This window comes from Citrobacter sp. S55_ASV_140 (genome assembly GCF_018919505.1).
GTDB classification, from domain to species: domain Bacteria; phylum Pseudomonadota; class Gammaproteobacteria; order Enterobacterales; family Enterobacteriaceae; genus Citrobacter; species Citrobacter werkmanii.
Genome location: NZ_JAHLQZ010000084.1, coordinates 1 through 17,078, shown reverse-complemented (window position 1 = coordinate 17,078; position 17,078 = coordinate 1). Strand labels below are relative to the sequence as shown.

Here is a 17,078-nt window from a genome sequence, read left to right as displayed (position 1 = left end):
GCGTTCGCGACTATATCCACGTCATGGATCTCGCAGATGGCCACGTCGCCGCGATGGAAAAACTGGCGGGCAAACAGGGCGTGCATATTTACAACCTCGGAGCGGGCATCGGCAGCAGCGTGCTGGATGTGGTCAACGCCTTCAGTAAAGCCTGCGGTAAACCGGTGAATTACCATTTTGCCCCGCGTCGTGATGGCGATCTTCCGGCCTACTGGGCAGATGCCAGTAAAGCCGATCGCGAGCTCAACTGGCGCGTAACTCGCACCCTGGATGAAATGGCGCAAGACACCTGGCACTGGCAATCACGCCATCCGCAGGGATATACGGATTAAGGATCAATCATGACGCAATTCAATCCTGTCGATCATCCACACCGCCGTTTTAACCCGCTCACCGGGCAGTGGATCCTCGTCTCACCGCATCGTGCAAAACGCCCCTGGCAAGGGGCGCAGGAAACACCATCTAAGCAGGTTCTACCCGCACATGACCCGGACTGCTTCCTGTGTGCAGGCAATACACGTGTTACCGGCGATAAAAACCCGGATTACACCGGGACCTATGTTTTTACTAACGACTTTGCCGCGCTGATGTCCGATACCCCGGACGCGCCTGACAGCCACGATCCGTTAATGCGCTGTCAGAGCGCGCGCGGTACCAGCCGCGTGATTTGCTTTTCGCCCGATCACAGCAAAACGCTGCCGGAACTCAGCGTGCCTGCGCTAACAGAAATCGTGAAAACGTGGCAGGAACAGACGGCAGATTTAGGCAAAACCTATCCCTGGGTGCAGGTCTTTGAGAATAAAGGCGCGGCAATGGGGTGTTCGAACCCCCATCCCCACGGACAGATTTGGGCCAATAGCTTTCTGCCCAACGAAGCCGAACGTGAAGATCGCCTGCAAAAAGCGTACTTCGCCGAACAGGGCGCGCCGATGCTCCTTGATTACGTCCAGCGTGAACTGGCTGATGGTAGCCGTACGGTCGTTGAAACAGAACACTGGCTGGCAGTCGTGCCCTATTGGGCGGCATGGCCGTTCGAAACGCTGCTGCTGCCAAAAGCGCATGTCCTGCGTATCACCGATTTGACCGACGAACAGCGCGCTGATCTGGCGCTGGCGTTGAAAAAACTGACCAGTCGTTACGACAACCTGTTCCAGTGCTCATTCCCCTACTCCATGGGCTGGCACGGCGCACCGTTTAACGGTGAAGAAAACCAACACTGGCAGTTGCACGCACACTTTTATCCGCCGCTGCTGCGTTCGGCAACCGTGCGCAAATTTATGGTCGGTTACGAAATGCTGGCGGAAACCCAGCGCGACCTGACAGCAGAACAAGCGGCTGAACGACTGCGTGCGGTCAGCGACATCCATTTTCGCGAATCCGGAGTTTAAATAATGAGTCTGAAAGAAAAAACACAATCTCTGTTTGCTGAAACATTTGGCTACCCTGCCACCCATACTATTCAGGCACCGGGCCGTGTAAACCTGATTGGCGAACATACCGATTATAACGACGGATTCGTTCTGCCCTGCGCTATCGACTATCAAACCGTGATTAGCTGTGCGGCACGCGATGACAGAAAAGTTCGCGTTATCGCGGCTGACTACGATAATCAAATGGACGAGTTCTCTCTGGACGCGCCAATTATCGCTCATGACAGCCAGCAGTGGTCAAACTACGTGCGTGGCGTGGTGAAGCATCTGCAAAAGCGTAATAACGCCTTTGGCGGCGCGGATCTGGTGATCAGCGGTAATGTGCCTCAGGGCGCAGGCTTAAGCTCTTCGGCTTCGCTGGAAGTGGCGGTAGGCACCGTGTTCCAGCAGCTTTATCATCTGCCGCTCGACGGGGCGCAGATTGCTCTGAACGGCCAGGAAGCTGAAAACCAGTTTGTCGGCTGCAACTGCGGCATTATGGATCAGTTGATCTCCGCGCTTGGCAAGAAAGATCATGCGCTGCTGATCGACTGCCGTACGCTGGGCACCAAAGCCGTTTCCATGCCTGAAGGCGTGGCGGTGGTAATCATCAACAGCAATTTTAAACGTACGTTGGTAGGTAGCGAGTACAACACCCGTCGCGAACAGTGTGAAACCGGGGCGCGTTTCTTCCAGCAACCTGCCCTGCGTGATGTCAGCTTTGAAACCTTTAGCGCAGTTGCTCACGAACTGGATCCGATTGTCGCCAAACGCGTTCGTCACGTGATCACGGAAAACGCGCGTACCGTGGAAGCTGCGAATGCGCTGGAAAAAGGCGACCTGTTACGCATGGGTCAGCTGATGGCGGAATCTCACGCTTCAATGCGCGATGACTTTGAAATTACCGTGCCGCAAATTGATACGCTGGTTGAGATTGTCAAAGCAACCATCGGCGATAAAGGTGGTGTTCGTATGACAGGCGGCGGCTTCGGGGGCTGTATTGTGGCGCTGATCCCGCAAGATCTGGTGCCTGCAGTGCAGCAGGCTGTCGCCGAACAGTACGAAGCTAAAACCGGTATTAAAGAAACATTTTACGTCTGTAAACCTTCACAAGGAGCCGGACAATGTTAAACGAAATTCCCGTAATGGCGCCCGACGGTCAGCCGTTCCGCCTGCTTACCCTGCGTAACGACGCAGGGATGGTGGTCACGCTCATGGACTGGGGTGCAACGCTGCTCTCTGCGCGTATTCCACTTAGCGATGGTAGTGTGCGCGAAGCCCTGCTCGGTTGCGCCAGTCCGGAGCAATACCCGGAACAGGCTGCGTTTCTGGGGGCTTCCATTGGCCGCTACGCTAACCGTATCGCCAACAGCCGCTATACCTTTGACGGCGAAACCATTGAATTGCTACCAAGCCAGGGTGATAACCAACTGCACGGCGGACCGAACGGTTTCGACAAACGTCGCTGGCAGATAGTGAATCAGAATGACCGTCAGGTGCTGTTTGCCTTAACGTCTGACGATGGCGACCAGGGTTTCCCTGGGAATCTTTGCGCCACCGCGCAGTATCGCCTGACTGACGATAATCGGATTTCGATAACCTACCGTGCCACGGTTGATAAGCCCTGCCCGGTAAATCTGACGAATCATGTCTATTTTAATCTCGACGGTGACAAAACGGATGTGCGCCAGCACAAGCTGCAAATTCTGGCGGACGAGTATTTACCCGTAGACGAAATGGGCATCCCGCATGACGGGCTGAAATCCGTCGCCGGAAGCACTTTTGATTTCCGTTCCCCGAAAATCATCGCCAGCGAATTTCTGGCCGATGACGATCAGCGCAAGGTAAAAGGTTACGATCACGCCTTCCTGCTCCAGGCACAAGGCAATGCGCGTACTCCGGCGGCTCAGGTTTGGTCTCAGGATGAAAAATTGCAGATGGTGGTTTACACCTCAGCCCCGGCATTGCAGTTTTACTCAGGAAACTTCCTTGGCGGTACGCCTTCACGTGGGCCGGAGGCCTATGAAGACTGGCAAGGTCTGGCGCTGGAAAGTGAGTTTCTGCCAGACAGCCCGAACCATCCGGAATGGCCACAGCCGGACTGCTTCCTGCATCCGGGTGAAGAGTATGCCAGCGTGACGGAATATCAGTTTATTCCTGCCTGACAGTTCATCCTGACAGGCCCGATAGCATAAATTTATCGGGCCTGTTGTTTGTTTTCCGCAGCAAACCCGCTCCCCCCCATCATCCAAAGACAAAATCGCAACCTTGAGTTCACAAGAACCTTACACTGTGGCGCTATTTTCGCTATGGTTATGCGTAAGCATTGCCGCTGACTCATTACGGCAATATAATGAGAATTATTATCATTAAATATGATTGATAGGAGTGAGTGTATGGCTGTAACTAAGCTGGTTCTGGTACGACACGGTGAAAGTCAGTGGAACAACGAAAACCGTTTTACCGGTTGGTATGACGTTGATCTGTCCGAGAAAGGCGTAGGTGAAGCAAAAGCGGCCGGTAAACTGTTGAAAGAGGAAGGCTATAGCTTCGATTTTGCCTATACCTCTGTGCTGAAACGTGCCATCCATACCCTATGGAATGTCCTGGACGAACTGGATCAGGCCTGGCTGCCGGTTGAGAAATCCTGGAAACTGAACGAGCGTCATTACGGCGCGCTACAGGGTCTGAACAAAGCAGAAACCGCTGAAAAATACGGTGACGAGCAGGTTAAGCAATGGCGTCGCGGCTTTGCGGTCACCCCGCCGGAACTGACCAAAGATGACGAGCGTTATCCGGGCCACGACCCGCGTTATGCCAAACTGACTGACAAAGAACTACCGCTCACCGAAAGCCTGGCGCTGACCATCGATCGCGTGATTCCTTACTGGAACGAAACCATTCTGCCGCGTATGAAAAGCGGTGAGCGCGTAATTATCGCTGCTCACGGTAACTCCCTGCGCGCGCTGGTGAAGTACCTGGATAACATGAGCGAAGATGAAATCCTCGAACTGAACATCCCGACCGGCGTACCGCTGGTGTATGAGTTTGACGAAAACTTTAAGCCGATTAAACACTACTATCTGGGTAACGCTGACGAGATCGCGGCAAAAGCCGCAGCCGTTGCTAACCAGGGTAAAGCGAAGTAATTTTTTCGCTCCCAATAAAAAAGCGTGGAATGCTCCACGCTTTTTTTATTGCCGGATGGCGGCGTTGCCTTATCCGGCCTACCGAGGGTAACCCGGATGAGTTTTTTACCCGCGGCGCGCTTTTACCGCTTCCGCCAACTGGCGTAACACCGCATCGGTATCTTCCCAGCCAATGCAGGCATCGGTGATGCTCTTGCCGTAGGTCAGGGGTTCACCGCTATCCGGGTTCTGATTACCTTCAACCAGATGGCTTTCAATCATCACGCCAATAATTGCTTTCTCGCCACCGGCAACCTGCCCGCAAACGTCTTTCGCAACATCCATCTGCTTTTTGAACTGCTTGCTGGAGTTGGCATGGCTAAAGTCGATCATCACCTGCGGAGAAAGCCCCGCTTTGACCAAACCTTCTTTCACGTCGGCAACGTGTTGAGCGCTGTAGTTCGGCTCTTTGCCGCCGCGCAGAATGATATGGCAATCGCCATTACCGCTGGTATTCACAATCGCCGAATGGCCCCATTTGGTTACAGACAGGAAGCAATGCGGCGCCCCGGCAGCATTGATTGCATCAATGGCGACTTTGATGGTGCCATCAGTACCGTTTTTAAAACCAACCGGGCAGGACAGACCTGACGCCAACTCACGGTGTACCTGAGATTCGGTGGTACGGGCGCCAATGGCGCCCCAGCTCATGAGATCGGCAAGATATTGTGGGGTGATCATATCCAGGAACTCACCTGCAGCTGGCAAACCGCTGTCGTTGATATCCAGCAGCAGTTTACGGGCGATGCGCAGACCGTCGTTGATCTGGAAGCTGTTATCCATGTGCGGATCGTTGATAAGTCCTTTCCAGCCTACGGTGGTACGCGGTTTTTCAAAATAGACGCGCATGACGATTTCAAGTTCGCCTTTTAACTCTTCACGTAGCGCCAGCAAGCGAGCGGCATACTCTTTAGCCGCTGCCGGATCATGAATAGAACACGGCCCAATCACCACCAGCAGACGATCGTCACTGCCTTTGAGAATTTTATGAATCGCCTTACGGGCATGCGCCACCGTATTGGCGGCATTTTCAGTAGCGGGGAATTTTTCCAGCAGTGCGACCGGGGGTAATAATTCGTTGATCTCTTTAATGCGTAAATCGTCGTTCTGATAATTCATGATTATTCCAGCGTTGCCATACTTATATAAATGAATGCAATCCCTCCAATCTATATCTTCAGTCATAAAGTGTAAACGGGGTTTTACACTTTGGACGGATTAATCCTGGAATAGGCCAAAAAAACGCAATAAAGTAGCGAAAAAAGAGATCCAGACTACAATTTATAACTGCAACAGCTTAAATTCTCATAAATTTCAAGATTCTATGCTGGTTTTAATTTGCATAGCAAAACTATTAACCATGTCCTGCTGATGTACTGGCACATGCACTGTTGGAAGACGTTATCCGACATCTCAATCATAACAGGAGCATAATATGCATATGACAAAGCTGACTTCACTCTTTTTGACGGCCACACTCAGCCTCGCCAGCGGCGCGGCGCTCGCAGCTGACACCAACACGCAGTCGAATAACGGCCAGGCAAATTCCGCGGCAGATGCCGGTCAAGTCGCGCCAGACGCGCGCGAAAACGTTGCGCCAAATAATGTCGATAACAACAACGTGAATTCGGGTGGCACAATGCTGCATCCGGACGGTTCATCAATGAACCATGAAGGAATGACCAAAGACGAGGTGCATAAAAACACCATGTGTAAGGACGGACGCTGCCCGGATGTGAATAAAAAAGTTGAGACCGGAAACGGCATCAATAATGATGCCGACACCAAAACTGACGGTACTACCCAGTAACGCTGAAAATAAAGCTAATAACGGGAGAGCAATAGCTCTCCTTTTTAATTTTATCATCCCAAAAACGGTATCATGACATACAGTAAAGGTGAGAATAACAAAGGGATGGCATAATGGCGCACTCACATACTCATACTTCCCCTGAACAACCTAAGGACAATAATGCCCGCAGATTGCTTTTCGCATTCTGCATTACAGCCGGATTTATGCTGGTTGAAGTGGTGGGTGGAATTATTTCAGGCTCGCTGGCGTTACTGGCTGATGCCGGACATATGCTCACAGATGCCGCCGCGCTTCTATTTGCCCTGCTGGCGGTCCAGTTCTCCAGACGCCCGCCCACTATAAGGCACACTTTCGGCTGGTTGAGACTCACAACATTAGCCGCGTTTGTTAACGCCATCGCATTGGTTGTGATCACCATTTTAATCGTCTGGGAGGCGATTGAGCGCTTCCATACGCCACGTCCCGTAGCAGGCGGCATGATGATGATCATTGCTGTCGCGGGTTTACTGGCGAACGTGCTCGCTTTTTGGGTTTTACATCGCGGCAGTGAAGAGAAAAACCTTAACGTCCGCGCCGCAGCGCTACACGTAATGGGCGATTTGCTCGGCTCGGTTGGAGCAATCATCGCTGCGCTGATTATTATCTGGACGGGCTGGACGCCAGCGGACCCAATTCTCTCGATTCTGGTTTCCGTGCTGGTACTGCGTAGCGCCTGGCGGTTATTGAAAGATAGCGTAAATGAATTACTGGAAGGCGCTCCGCTTACATTGGATATTGCCGCCTTGCAGCGCCATCTCAGCCGGGATATCCCCGAAGTTCGCAATGTGCATCATGTACACGTCTGGATGGTAGGTGAAAAACCGGTCATGACGCTGCATGTGCAGGTGGTCCCGCCGCACGATCACGACGCGCTGCTGGAGCGTATTCAACATTTCCTGATTCATCACTACCAGATTGAACACGCCACGATCCAGATGGAATATCAGCCATGCAATGGGCCGGACTGCCACCTGTATCAAGGCGTGTCCGGCCATGCACATCATCACCATTAATGGGACAGCGCGTGGGAACCCCGCTCACGCGCGCTGTTAATCCACAACCTGCTTCCGTTCAGGGCGATAACCGTCAGGATCATATATTCCAGTGACATGGCATATACGCCTTGCAGAGCAAAGATCACTACGCTAATGACGTTAATGATCACCCACAACAGCCAGTTTTCAACGTATTTGCGCGTCATCAGGATCATCGCCACAATCGACAGCACCATCATGCAGGAATCCCAGAACGGGAATGCATCGGGTTGCAACTCTGGAGCCGCTACCTGTAATCCCAGCCCCTGCATAATGTTCACGGCAATACGTGTCAAAAATGCAAACACCGGATCGATATAGACCGACATCAGGCCAATCGCCACCACGCAAGCAGCCAGCCAACCGATCGCTTTCGGTAACGGCAACCAGCGTATTTTCAACTCTGCCTCATGCTGGTTGGTTTGCCGGGACCAGGCATACCAGCCGTAGATATTCGCGGCAAAAAAGAAAACCTGCAGCAACAGGCTGGCATAGAGCTGGATCTGAAAGAAGATAATCGCAAACAGCGTGACGTTTATCAGTCCGAAGACGTAATTACTGATTTTCTCAAGGCTTGCCAGGCCAATACACAATAATCCGGCGATCGTCCCCACGGCTTCGATCCACGACAGATCGTAACCGCCCGCACCGATCGGAATATGTACCAGAATGTTCTGCGTGCTAAAAAAGTCCATCTTTTCCCCCAGAGCAAATAAATTACTTAAGCCCGAAGTGTAGCCGCAAATTCCAACATGCGGTTTAACGGCAGCAATGCACCTTCTCGCAGCGCTGCATCTACATGTATCTCGTGAGCAATCCCCCCTTGCTCCAGACCCTCAGCAATCGCCTTGAGGCCGTTCATCGCCATCCACGGACAATGCGCGCAACTGCGACAGGTTGCCCCTTCGCCAGCCGTTGGCGCTTCAAGCAACTCTTTATCGGGAACAGCTTGCTGCATTTTGTAAAAAATACCCCGGTCTGTCGCCACTATCAGTTGCTGGTGCGGTAACGATTTTGCTGCGTTGATTAACTGGCTGGTTGACCCGACCGCATCGGCCATATCAACGATGGACTGAGGGGACTCCGGATGCACCAGCACGGCGGCATTGGGGTAAAGCGCTTTCATGCGTGTTAAAGCCTGAGTTTTAAACTCGTCGTGGACGATACACGCCCCCTGCCAACAAAGAACGTCTGCACCGGTCTGTTTTTGCACGTAGTTGCCCAGATGTCTGTCCGGGGCCCAGATGATTTTTTCACCCAAACTATCAAGATGCTCAATAAGTTCAACCGCAATACTGGAGGTCACGACCCAGTCGGCACGTGCTTTAACTGCTGCTGAGGTATTGGCGTAAACCACTACGGTGCGATCCGGATGCGCGTCGCAAAACGCGCTGAACGCATCAATCCGACAACCCAGATCTAATGAACATTCTGCCTGCAGGGTTGGCATCAGGATGGTCTTTTCCGGGCTGAGAATTTTGGCGGTTTCTCCCATAAATCTCACGCCCGCAACCAACAGCGTAGAAGCGGGATGTTTTGAGCCGAACCGCGCCATCTCCAGAGAATCAGAAATACAGCCGCCGGTCTCTTCGGCCAACTGTTGGATTTCAGGATCGGTGTAATAGTGCGCGACCATAACGGCATCACGCTCTTTCAGCAGGCGCTTGATTTTTTCACGGTAAAATTGTTTTTCGTCCGCACTCAGCGGTGCTGGCTTCGGCGGAAATGGATAAATTGCAGCTTCAGGATCAAACATCACGCTCATCTTGCTTTCTCGTTTTACTGGCTTAACGAAATAACCGATTAAAAGCGTGACACACGCCATATTCGGTTTAGTTTGTTTTATATGCTAAACAAGATAGCGGATTAGTGCAGAAAAGTCACAATAATTGCGTGTGATGAGTACCGGATGGCGACTGGCGTCTTATCCGGCCTACATTTGGCACCCGTAAGCCTGATAAGCGAAGCGCATCAGGCAAGCAGGTTCGAATCTTCCATATTGCAGATAGCAAAAAGGCGCCGCAAGCGCCCTTTTTACACTGGTGGGGCGTGCAGGATGACTCGCTTCGCTCGCCCTTCGGGTCGTCGCCGTAAACGGCTCCGTTGTCTCACTACGTTCGACCCGAACCTTCTGCAGGTTCGAATCTTTCATATTGCAGATAGCAAAAAGGCGCCTTTAGGGCGCCTTTTTACACTGGTGGGGCGTGCAGGATTCGAACCTGCGACCAATTGATTAAAAGTCAACTGCTCTACCAACTGAGCTAACGCCCCCTTATAGGGTTTACTTCTTTATACTTTCAGGATGGTGGGTCGTGCAGGATTCGAACCTGCGACCAATTGATTAAAAGTCAACTGCTCTACCAACTGAGCTAACGACCCGCTCGGATGTCACCTGAAAAAATTTTACTCGGAACCACCAGGAATTGGTGGGGCGTGCAGGATTCGAACCTGCGACCAATTGATTAAAAGTCAACTGCTCTACCAACTGAGCTAACGCCCCGAGTGGTGGGTGATGACGGGATCGAACCGCCGACCCCCTCCTTGTAAGGGAGGTGCTCTCCCAGCTGAGCTAATCACCCGATACTACGCTGGATACTACTTACTAACTGAGTTAGTGGTGGGTCGTGCAGGATTCGAACCTGCGACCAATTGATTAAAAGTCAACTGCTCTACCAACTGAGCTAACGACCCACTTTTTTCGCCGCTTTCAGGCTGTTTGATATCCCTTGGCAACGGCGGCATATATTACTGATTTCAGATTTTAGCGCAACAAAAATTTCGAGGTAAATAACTCAACTGCTTAGGAATCACACGACGCGACCAGAAATAACACGATTTCTGGTCGCATGGTGGTCATTACATCGCGTTAAGGCGTTTTTGCGCTTGTTTCGCGCCATCAGTGCCAGGATATTTAGTGATAACCTGCTGATAAACCGCTTTAGCTTTTGCTGTGTCGCCCTTGTCCTGCATGATGACGCCGACTTTATACATCGCGTCTGCAGCCTTAGGTGATTTTGGGAAGTTTTTAACTACCGAAGCGAAATAGAACGCGGCATCATCTTTTTTACCCTTGTTGTAATTCAACTGACCCAGCCAATAATTGGCATTTGGCAGGTAAGTAGAGTCCGGGTACTTTTTGATGAAGTTCTGAAATGCTTCAATCGCGTCATCCTGACGGGATTTATCCTGTACCAGGGCGATTGCTGCATTGTAATCGGTATTAGCATCGCCAGTTTGTGCCGGAGCCCCTGACGTTGCCGCAGCCCCCGCATCAGGCGCAGGGGTCGCCGCCCCGCTCTGATCCCCACCCGCAGACTGCGCCGCAGGCGCGCTACCGCTGCCAAGATTATTCATCTGCAGCAATATCTGTTTCTGACGTTCAACAACCTGATTCAGTTGATACTGATTTTCCTGAATTTGACCACGCAGAGAGTCAATATCGGACTGATTATCGGAGAGTTGTTGCTGGAGTTGGGTTAAAAGCTGACTGTGAGCGTTAGAAATACGCTCGAGTTGAGTGACACGGTCTTCGACCGAGCCTGAGCCGACACTACTGATTGGCGCCTGTGCAAAAGCGGCCCAGGGGGCCGCTATGCCAACCAGTAACGACAGACTCAACAAATGATGTCTGAAGTTACTGCTCATGCAATTCTCTTAGTAAACCAGTACGGCACGACGGTTTTTGGAGTAAGCCGCTTCGTCATGACCCAGTACTGCAGGTTTTTCTTTACCGTAAGAAACGATGGAGATCTGGTCAGCAGAAACGCCTTTACCCTGCAGGTACATCTTAACGGCGTTTGCACGACGCTCACCCAGGGAAATGTTGTACTCAGGAGTACCACGTTCGTCCGCATGACCTTCTACGGTGACTTTGTAAGACGGGTTGCTACGCAGGAAGTTAGCGTGCGCATCCAGCATTGCAGCGAAGTCAGAACGGATATCGTACTTGTCCAGATCGAAGTAAACGATGTTGTTCTGCTGCAGCTGCTGCATCTGAAGACGCGCTTGCTCTTCAGAAGACATGTTGCCGCTGCCGTTTGCATCCATACCAGTGCCGGCACCCAGCATGCCTTCGCTGCCGTCATTGCTGGCGTTCTTGTTAGAAGAACATGCCGCAATAGCCATAACAGGCAGAGCAATCATCAGCCCTTTCAGCACTTTGTTCAGTTGCATTTCAATGATTCCTTTATTAATCAATTATTTATTATCACAGATACGGCGACCAGGCCGGGAATTTAACCTGACCATCAGTTGCCGGAAGACGCGCTTTGAAACGCCCATCTGTAGAAACCAAATTCAGCACGGATCCCATCCCCTGAGAAGAGCTGTAGATTACCATAGTGCCGTTAGGTGCCAGACTTGGCGTTTCATCCAGGAACGTTGACGACAGAACTTGTACGCCACCCGCTACCAGATCTTGTTTGGCAATGTGTTGCTGACCGTTAGCCGAGCTTACCATTACCATAAATTTACCGTCGCTGCTCACATCCGCATCCTGGTTTTGCGAACCTTCCCAGGTAATACGCTGCGGAGCACCGCCGTTGACGTTAACTTTGTATACCTGCGGACGACCGGCCTGGTCAGAAGTAAAGGCCAGATTCTGGCTGTCCGGGAACCAGGTAGGTTCAGTGTTGTTGCTGCGACCATCCGTCACCTGACGGATTTGACCAGAACCAATGTCCATAACATACAGGTTCAGGCTACCGGTTTTAGACAGGGCAAACGCCAGTTTGCTGCCATCCGGAGAAAACGCAGGTGCGCCGTTGTGACGCGGGAAAGAAGCGACCTGACGAACAGCGCCGTTAGACAACGTCTGAATAACCAGCGCAGAACGACCGCTTTCGAAGGTCACGTAAGCCAGTTTTGAACCGTCCGGAGACCACGCCGGAGACATCAGCGGCTGCGGAGAACGGTGTACCACGAACTGGTTGTAACCATCGTAGTCGGACACGCGTAATTCGTACGGGAACTGACCGCCGTTGGTCTGGACAACATACGCGATACGGGTACGGAATGCGCCCTTAATGCCGGTCAGTTTTTCAAATACTTCGTCACTGGCTGTATGGCCCGCGTAACGCAGCCATTGCTTGTTCACTTTATAGGTGTTCTGCGCCAGTACGGTACCCGGCGCGCCGCCGGTATCAACCAGTTGATAAGCCACGCTGTAGGAGCCATCCGGATTCGGCGTTACCTGCCCGACCACGACGGCATCAATACCCAGCGCAGACCATGCAGCAGGTTGAACTTCCGCCGCGGTGCCCGGCTGCTGCGGCAGACGAGAACGGTCTAATGGGTTAAATTTACCGCTGTTACGCAGGTCAGCGCCAACGATACCACCGATATCTTCAGGTGCAGCACCCGGCCCTGCCCACTTGAATGGGACAACGCCAATCGGGCGTGCCGAGTCCACCCCCTGGGTGATCTCGATACGTACTTCTGCATGCAGCACTGCTGCCCACAGCATCAGAAAACCAAATGCTACTCGTAATGCCTGCTTCATCATATCTCCCTTATCTGGACGGAACGCCCACGATAATTTAGCAGAATGTTAACAAACTCAAATACACAAAACTACCAGAACTCTGTCTCAACCTTAGACTGTTTCCCCCGATTTCTCAGGGGTTGTTATTACAGTTTAAAGTCCAGTTTGGCATCTTTTACTTTTTCATAAACAGCCTGGCTAGGCGGTTTAGGAATTCTGGCTGTTTTCGCAGCCGTCAGCGCAGCCTGGCACAATGCCGGATCGCCGCCCTCTTCGGTCACATCCAGTAACAGACCATCGGGTGCTAACTTGATATGTAGTACGCAAGATTTGCCCGCATACAAATCAGCACCATACAGACGGCTCTGGATCGCATTACGAATTTGAGAGGCGTAAGCACTGATATCAGCGCCAGATGCGCCGCCATTTGCACCACTTGTACCACTATCTTTCGCCGGCTGACCGTTTCCTTTCGCTCCACCACCTGATTTCGGCGCATTCTTACCGGAGCTTAAGTCACCCAACAGGTCGTCAACGCCCGAGGCCGCAGCGGCCTTCTCAGCAGCCGCTTTTTTCGCAGCAGCGGCTTTATCTGCCGCAGCTTTCTTGTCAGCAGCAGCTTTGTCAGCGGCAGCTTTCTTGTCTGCAGCGGCTTTTTCCGCAGCAGCTTTCTTTTCAGCCGCCGCTTTTTCAGCAGCTGCTGCTTTTGCGGCAGCGGCTTTTTCTGCTTTTTCGGCGGCAGCTTTTTCTGCTGCAGCTTGCTTAGCAGCTTCAGCCTGGGCTTTCTTCGCGGCGTCTGCGGCAGCCTTAGCGGCTTGTGCTTCGGCAACTTTCTTCGCATCAGCGGCGGCTTTAGCGGCTTCAGCCTCAGCTTTTTTCTGTGCGTCCGCAGCGGCTTTCTTCGCGGCATCTGCCGCTTGTTTCGCCTGTGCATCCGCCTTGGCCTTCGCGTCTGCAGCAGCCTTCGCCGCAGCTTCTTCAGCCTGTTTCTGCTGCTCTTGCGCTTTCGCGGCGGCAGCTTCAGCCTGTTTCTGCTGTTCCGCTTGTTCGCGCACTTTTTCCTGCGCGGCTAAACGTTCTTTTTCCAGCTGCTTCAGGCGCTCTTGCTCAGCGGCCTGTTTCTCGCGAAGTTCTTCAGCCTGCTGCTGCGCCTGTTTTTCACGCTGCTCTTCTGCACGTTTCGCACTTGCCTGCTGTTGCTGCTGCCTGTCGTACTGTTGCACAACGGCGCCAGGATCAACCATAACGGCGTCGATGGACGAACCGCCACCGCCGCCGGCTGAAGCATCAATGTGCTCATCGAACGAACTCCAGATCAGCGCTGCAAATAAAATGACATGCAGCACCGCTGAAATAATTATCGCCCTTTTGAGCTTGTCGTTTTGTTCGGTTGCCTTTGACACTCTCGGTTCCCAAAAAACTGTTCGCCTGTTACGCGCTATCTTTCAAGCCAGCAATACGCAGACATCAGATTGGCTGCGTCATCAAGCCAACCGATTTCACGCCTGCACTGTGTAACAAGTTCAGCGCTTTAATTATTTCATCATAAGGCACGTCTTTCGCACCACCGATTAAAAAGACCGTTTTCGGATTGGTCTGCAGGCGGCTTTTCGCTTCCGCAATAACCTGCTCCGGCGGCAGTTGATCCATACGATCTTTTTCAACCACCACGCTGTATTGCCCAATACCGGAAACTTCAATAATGACCGGAGGTTCGTCGTTACTGCTGACGGCTTGCGATTCGGTCGCATCCGGCAGATCGACTTCCACACTCTGGGTAATGATCGGCGCGGTTGCCATAAAGATCAGCAGCAGCACCAACAGTACGTCGAGCAGCGGTACAATATTGATTTCGGACTTAAGTTCGCGACGACCTCGTCCACGCGTTCTGGCCATGGCTTACCCCTTGTTGCTCTCGCTAACGGTAAACGCCTGGCGGTGCAGAATCGCGGTAAACTCTTCCATAAAGTTGTCGTAATTCAGTTCCAGCTTGTTCACGCGCTGATTCAGTCGGTTGTAAGCCATAACCGCCGGGATTGCCGCAAACAGACCGATAGCCGTCGCAATCAACGCTTCCGCGATACCCGGTGCGACCATTTGCAACGTTGCCTGTTTTACCGCGCCCAGCGCGATAAACGCGTGCATGATCCCCCAAACGGTACCGAACAGACCGATATACGGACTGATGGAGCCGACGGTGCCGAGGAATGGAATATGCGTTTCCAGCGTTTCCAGTTCACGGTTCATCGAGATTCGCATCGCACGGGATGCCCCCTCAACGACCGCTTCCGGCGCATGGCTATTGGCCCTGTGCAAACGCGCAAATTCTTTGAATCCGCTATAAAAAATTTGTTCCGATCCCGCCAAATTATCACGACGCCCCTGACTTTCCTGATACAGGCGTGACAACTCAATACCAGACCAGAACTTGTCTTCAAATGCTTCTGCTTCACGTGAAGCGGCATTCAGAATACGGGTCCGCTGGATAATAATGGCCCAGGATGCGATTGAGAAACCAATCAAAATCAACATGATAAGTTTAACCAGAAGGCTTGCCTTCAGGAACAAATCAAGGATATTCATGTCAGTCACTGCTTAAACTCCGCGACAATAGACTTGGGAAGCGCACGAGGCTTCATTTTGAGTGGATCAACGCAAACAATCAGAACTTCGGCTTCATTCAGCACGGTGTTCTCTGCGTTGACAATGCGTTGCGTGAAAACCAATGAGGTGCCACGCATTGACGTAATTTCGGTTTGGACTTCGAGCATATCGTCGAGCCGCGCAGGCGCAAAATACTCAAGAGTCATCTTGCGCACCACAAAGGCTACGCGCTCTGCCAGCAGCACCTGCTGACTGAAGTGATGATGACGCAGCATCTCTGTGCGTGCTCTTTCATAAAAAGCGACGTAGCTGGCGTGGTAAACCACCCCACCGGCATCAGTGTCTTCATAGTAGACACGAACCGGCCATCGAAACATATACTTATTCATTCTTACTGCCTCTTTGTTGGCTTCGTCCACTCACACCCGTTGCTTACCCTGGTAAGCGCCTGGTGACTCGCGTTTTTGCCGCCGCGATGCATCAAGAATGTCGTTGTATATCGCGCTGTCTTCACTGTACATCCCGGTAATGCAACAAAAGGTTAGTGCTTTCAAACTTCGCTACTATACGCGCGGGAATGGTGCTTTGGAATGGGGGAAAGTAAACGGAGAGTAAAAAATTATGGGCTTATGCAAGCCCATAAATATTTAAGGATGTTTCTTATTCAAAAGAAGAAGAAAATCAGACCAACAACGAGGACTATATCCGCGATCAGCGGGCAGAAGATGCCCTGCCAGTGCACCGCGCGAGGACGAAAGCCAACGCCGTGAATGATGCCAGCGCAGACAGCCCACATCAGCAGAAAACCATGCCAGATTTCAAGCTCACTGGTTTTGGCCGCGAAACGTGACGGGTCCCAGAATATGCAGCCAGCCAACACGATTGCCAGCACAAAGGAAAGCGCCCGCAAGGGGCGCTTGTCCATTACCGCATAAACCATCGCGATAAGGTTGATCATCAGCTTTCTTCTTGTCCGGCTTTGCCTGATTCAACGTGCTCAAGCGCCAGGGCTGTGATTATCCCAAATGCACAGGCAAGAAGCGTTCCCAGAATCCATGCGAAATACCACATATTTAGCTCCTTACTTAGTACAGAGAATGGGTGTTACGTTCAATATCTTCTTTGGTGATGCGACCAAACATTTTCCAGTAACACCAGGTGGTGTAGATGAGAATGATCGGTACAAACACCAATGCCACATAAGTCATCACGTTCAGCGTCAGCTGACTGGAAGTCGCATCCCACATGGTCAGACTCGCGTTCATCATGGTGCTGGATGGCATCACAAACGGGAACATTGCGATACCGGCAGTCAGGATGATGCAGGCTAACGTCAGTGAGGAGAAGACGAACGCCCATGCCCCTTTCTCCATACGAGAAGTCAGGATGGTCAACAGCGGCAGAACCACGCCCAGTGCAGGAACCAGCCACAGAATAGGTGCATTATTAAAGTTCACCATCCATGCGCCAGCAACACGCGCCACTTCTTTGGTCAGCGGGTTAGAGGCG

General features: G+C 52.0%; 20 protein-coding genes, 5 tRNA genes and 1 other RNA gene. 7 read left to right on the top strand and 19 right to left on the bottom strand.

Annotated elements, in window-relative coordinates; translation table 11 throughout:
* From KQJ18_RS13840 to gpmA, 5 genes are all read left to right on the top strand, one after another.
* Positions 1-332 (top strand): GDP-mannose 4,6-dehydratase (locus tag KQJ18_RS13840; protein WP_216422129.1); only part of this gene is annotated, 332 nt, incomplete at its 5' end.
* A gap of 9 nt (positions 333-341) precedes the next feature.
* Positions 342-1,388 (top strand): galactose-1-phosphate uridylyltransferase, encoded by a 1,047-nt coding sequence (gene galT, locus KQJ18_RS13835; protein WP_038638980.1) that lies wholly within the window; start codon positions 342-344, stop codon positions 1,386-1,388.
* 3 nt (positions 1,389-1,391) lie between these two features.
* Positions 1,392-2,540 (top strand): galactokinase, encoded by a 1,149-nt coding sequence (gene galK / locus KQJ18_RS13830; RefSeq protein WP_087857618.1) that lies wholly within the window; start codon positions 1,392-1,394, stop codon positions 2,538-2,540.
* Positions 2,534-3,574, top strand: a complete 1,041-nt coding sequence (gene galM / locus KQJ18_RS13825; protein WP_069323186.1) for a galactose-1-epimerase — start codon at positions 2,534-2,536, stop codon at positions 3,572-3,574. Before galK ends, galM begins: the two co-directional genes overlap by 7 nt.
* A 231-nt stretch (positions 3,575-3,805) precedes the next feature.
* Positions 3,806-4,558, top strand: coding sequence for a 2,3-diphosphoglycerate-dependent phosphoglycerate mutase (gene gpmA, locus KQJ18_RS13820; protein WP_038638971.1), 753 nt, complete (start codon positions 3,806-3,808; stop codon positions 4,556-4,558).
* 105 nt (positions 4,559-4,663) lie between these two features.
* Here gpmA and aroG read toward each other — a convergent pair whose 3' ends face one another.
* Positions 4,664-5,716 (bottom strand): 3-deoxy-7-phosphoheptulonate synthase AroG, encoded by a 1,053-nt coding sequence (gene aroG, locus KQJ18_RS13815; RefSeq protein ID WP_038638968.1) that lies wholly within the window; start codon positions 5,714-5,716, stop codon positions 4,664-4,666.
* 316 nt (positions 5,717-6,032) lie between these two features.
* Between aroG and KQJ18_RS13810 the strand changes: the two genes are divergently transcribed.
* A complete protein-coding gene (locus KQJ18_RS13810) occupies positions 6,033-6,407 on the top strand; it encodes a YbgS-like family protein (RefSeq protein ID WP_038638965.1) in 375 nt (124 codons plus the stop codon).
* Positions 6,408-6,520: 113 nt separating this feature from the next.
* Positions 6,521-7,462: a CDF family zinc transporter ZitB gene (zitB, locus tag KQJ18_RS13805; RefSeq protein ID WP_069323184.1), complete on the top strand. Its 942-nt coding sequence runs from the start codon at positions 6,521-6,523 to the stop codon at positions 7,460-7,462.
* On the opposite strand, the gene pnuC is transcribed toward zitB, so the two are convergent.
* The 18 genes from pnuC to cydB all read right to left on the bottom strand — a co-directional run.
* Positions 7,459-8,178, bottom strand: coding sequence for a nicotinamide riboside transporter PnuC (gene pnuC, locus KQJ18_RS13800; RefSeq protein WP_038638959.1), 720 nt, complete (start codon positions 8,176-8,178; stop codon positions 7,459-7,461). The genes zitB and pnuC overlap by 4 nt on opposite strands.
* 26 nt (positions 8,179-8,204) lie before the next feature.
* Positions 8,205-9,248: a quinolinate synthase NadA gene (gene nadA / locus KQJ18_RS13795; RefSeq protein WP_216422128.1), complete on the bottom strand. Its 1,044-nt coding sequence runs from the start codon at positions 9,246-9,248 to the stop codon at positions 8,205-8,207.
* A gap of 275 nt (positions 9,249-9,523) precedes the next feature.
* Positions 9,524-9,649, bottom strand: a non-coding RNA gene (locus tag KQJ18_RS13790) — RtT sRNA.
* 29 nt (positions 9,650-9,678) lie between these two features.
* Positions 9,679-9,754, bottom strand: a tRNA-Lys gene (locus KQJ18_RS13785).
* A 32-nt stretch (positions 9,755-9,786) separates the two neighbouring features.
* A tRNA-Lys gene (locus KQJ18_RS13780) sits at positions 9,787-9,862 on the bottom strand.
* 45 nt (positions 9,863-9,907) lie between these two features.
* Positions 9,908-9,983, bottom strand: a tRNA-Lys gene (locus KQJ18_RS13775).
* 3 nt (positions 9,984-9,986) lie between these two features.
* Positions 9,987-10,062, bottom strand: a tRNA-Val gene (locus KQJ18_RS13770).
* Between the two features lie 36 nt (positions 10,063-10,098).
* Positions 10,099-10,174: transfer RNA gene (locus KQJ18_RS13765), tRNA-Lys, on the bottom strand.
* Between the two features lie 165 nt (positions 10,175-10,339).
* Positions 10,340-11,128 carry a cell division protein CpoB gene (gene cpoB / locus KQJ18_RS13760; RefSeq protein WP_038638952.1) on the bottom strand — a complete coding sequence of 263 codons (789 nt, stop codon included), beginning with the start codon at positions 11,126-11,128 and terminating at the stop codon, positions 10,340-10,342.
* Positions 11,129-11,137: 9 nt separating this feature from the next.
* Positions 11,138-11,656 carry a peptidoglycan-associated lipoprotein Pal gene (gene pal, locus KQJ18_RS13755; RefSeq protein WP_006685431.1) on the bottom strand — a complete coding sequence of 173 codons (519 nt, stop codon included), beginning with the start codon at positions 11,654-11,656 and terminating at the stop codon, positions 11,138-11,140.
* A gap of 34 nt (positions 11,657-11,690) precedes the next feature.
* Positions 11,691-12,983, bottom strand: a complete 1,293-nt coding sequence (gene tolB / locus KQJ18_RS13750) for a Tol-Pal system beta propeller repeat protein TolB (RefSeq protein ID WP_110498550.1) — start codon at positions 12,981-12,983, stop codon at positions 11,691-11,693.
* 128 nt (positions 12,984-13,111) lie between these two features.
* Complete coding sequence (gene tolA, locus KQJ18_RS13745; RefSeq protein ID WP_038638946.1) at positions 13,112-14,368, bottom strand: cell envelope integrity protein TolA; 1,257 nt, start codon at positions 14,366-14,368, stop codon at positions 13,112-13,114.
* 64 nt (positions 14,369-14,432) lie between these two features.
* Positions 14,433-14,861, bottom strand: a complete 429-nt coding sequence (tolR, locus tag KQJ18_RS13740; protein ID WP_003022978.1) for a colicin uptake protein TolR — start codon at positions 14,859-14,861, stop codon at positions 14,433-14,435.
* 3 nt (positions 14,862-14,864) lie between these two features.
* Entirely contained in the window at positions 14,865-15,557 is a 693-nt protein-coding gene (gene tolQ / locus KQJ18_RS13735; RefSeq protein ID WP_003022976.1) for a Tol-Pal system protein TolQ, read from the bottom strand.
* On the bottom strand, positions 15,554-15,958 hold the full coding sequence (ybgC, locus tag KQJ18_RS13730; protein ID WP_003831439.1) for a tol-pal system-associated acyl-CoA thioesterase: 405 nt from the start codon (positions 15,956-15,958) through the stop codon (positions 15,554-15,556). Before ybgC ends, tolQ begins: the two co-directional genes overlap by 4 nt.
* 275 nt (positions 15,959-16,233) lie before the next feature.
* A complete protein-coding gene (gene ybgE / locus KQJ18_RS13725) occupies positions 16,234-16,524 on the bottom strand; it encodes a cyd operon protein YbgE (protein ID WP_160956255.1) in 291 nt (96 codons plus the stop codon).
* 2 nt (positions 16,525-16,526) lie between these two features.
* On the bottom strand, positions 16,527-16,640 hold the full coding sequence (gene cydX, locus KQJ18_RS13720; protein ID WP_061381940.1) for a cytochrome bd-I oxidase subunit CydX: 114 nt from the start codon (positions 16,638-16,640) through the stop codon (positions 16,527-16,529).
* 14 nt (positions 16,641-16,654) lie between these two features.
* Positions 16,655-17,078, bottom strand: a 424-nt coding sequence (cydB, locus tag KQJ18_RS13715; protein ID WP_216422127.1) for a cytochrome d ubiquinol oxidase subunit II, incomplete at its 5' end; no start/stop codon positions are given.

Excerpts from the sequence above, each read along its gene's own strand:
- galT (WP_038638980.1), top strand. The coding sequence starts at position 342 with ATGACGCAATTCAATCCTGTCGATCATCCACACCGCCGTTTTAACCCG.
- galK (WP_087857618.1), top strand. The coding sequence starts at position 1,392 with ATGAGTCTGAAAGAAAAAACACAATCTCTGTTTGCTGAAACATTTGGC.
- galM (WP_069323186.1), top strand. The coding sequence starts at position 2,534 with ATGTTAAACGAAATTCCCGTAATGGCGCCCGACGGTCAGCCGTTCCGC.
- gpmA (WP_038638971.1), top strand. The coding sequence starts at position 3,806 with ATGGCTGTAACTAAGCTGGTTCTGGTACGACACGGTGAAAGTCAGTGG.
- aroG (WP_038638968.1), bottom strand. The coding sequence starts at position 5,716 with ATGAATTATCAGAACGACGATTTACGCATTAAAGAGATCAACGAATTA.
- KQJ18_RS13810 (WP_038638965.1), top strand. The coding sequence starts at position 6,033 with ATGCATATGACAAAGCTGACTTCACTCTTTTTGACGGCCACACTCAGC.
- zitB (WP_069323184.1), top strand. The coding sequence starts at position 6,521 with ATGGCGCACTCACATACTCATACTTCCCCTGAACAACCTAAGGACAAT.
- pnuC (WP_038638959.1), bottom strand. The coding sequence starts at position 8,178 with ATGGACTTTTTTAGCACGCAGAACATTCTGGTACATATTCCGATCGGT.
- nadA (WP_216422128.1), bottom strand. The coding sequence starts at position 9,248 with ATGAGCGTGATGTTTGATCCTGAAGCTGCAATTTATCCATTTCCGCCG.
- cpoB (WP_038638952.1), bottom strand. The coding sequence starts at position 11,128 with ATGAGCAGTAACTTCAGACATCATTTGTTGAGTCTGTCGTTACTGGTT.
- pal (WP_006685431.1), bottom strand. The coding sequence starts at position 11,656 with ATGCAACTGAACAAAGTGCTGAAAGGGCTGATGATTGCTCTGCCTGTT.
- tolB (WP_110498550.1), bottom strand. The coding sequence starts at position 12,983 with ATGAAGCAGGCATTACGAGTAGCATTTGGTTTTCTGATGCTGTGGGCA.
- tolR (WP_003022978.1), bottom strand. The coding sequence starts at position 14,861 with ATGGCCAGAACGCGTGGACGAGGTCGTCGCGAACTTAAGTCCGAAATC.
- ybgC (WP_003831439.1), bottom strand. The coding sequence starts at position 15,958 with ATGAATAAGTATATGTTTCGATGGCCGGTTCGTGTCTACTATGAAGAC.
- cydX (WP_061381940.1), bottom strand. The coding sequence starts at position 16,640 with ATGTGGTATTTCGCATGGATTCTGGGAACGCTTCTTGCCTGTGCATTT.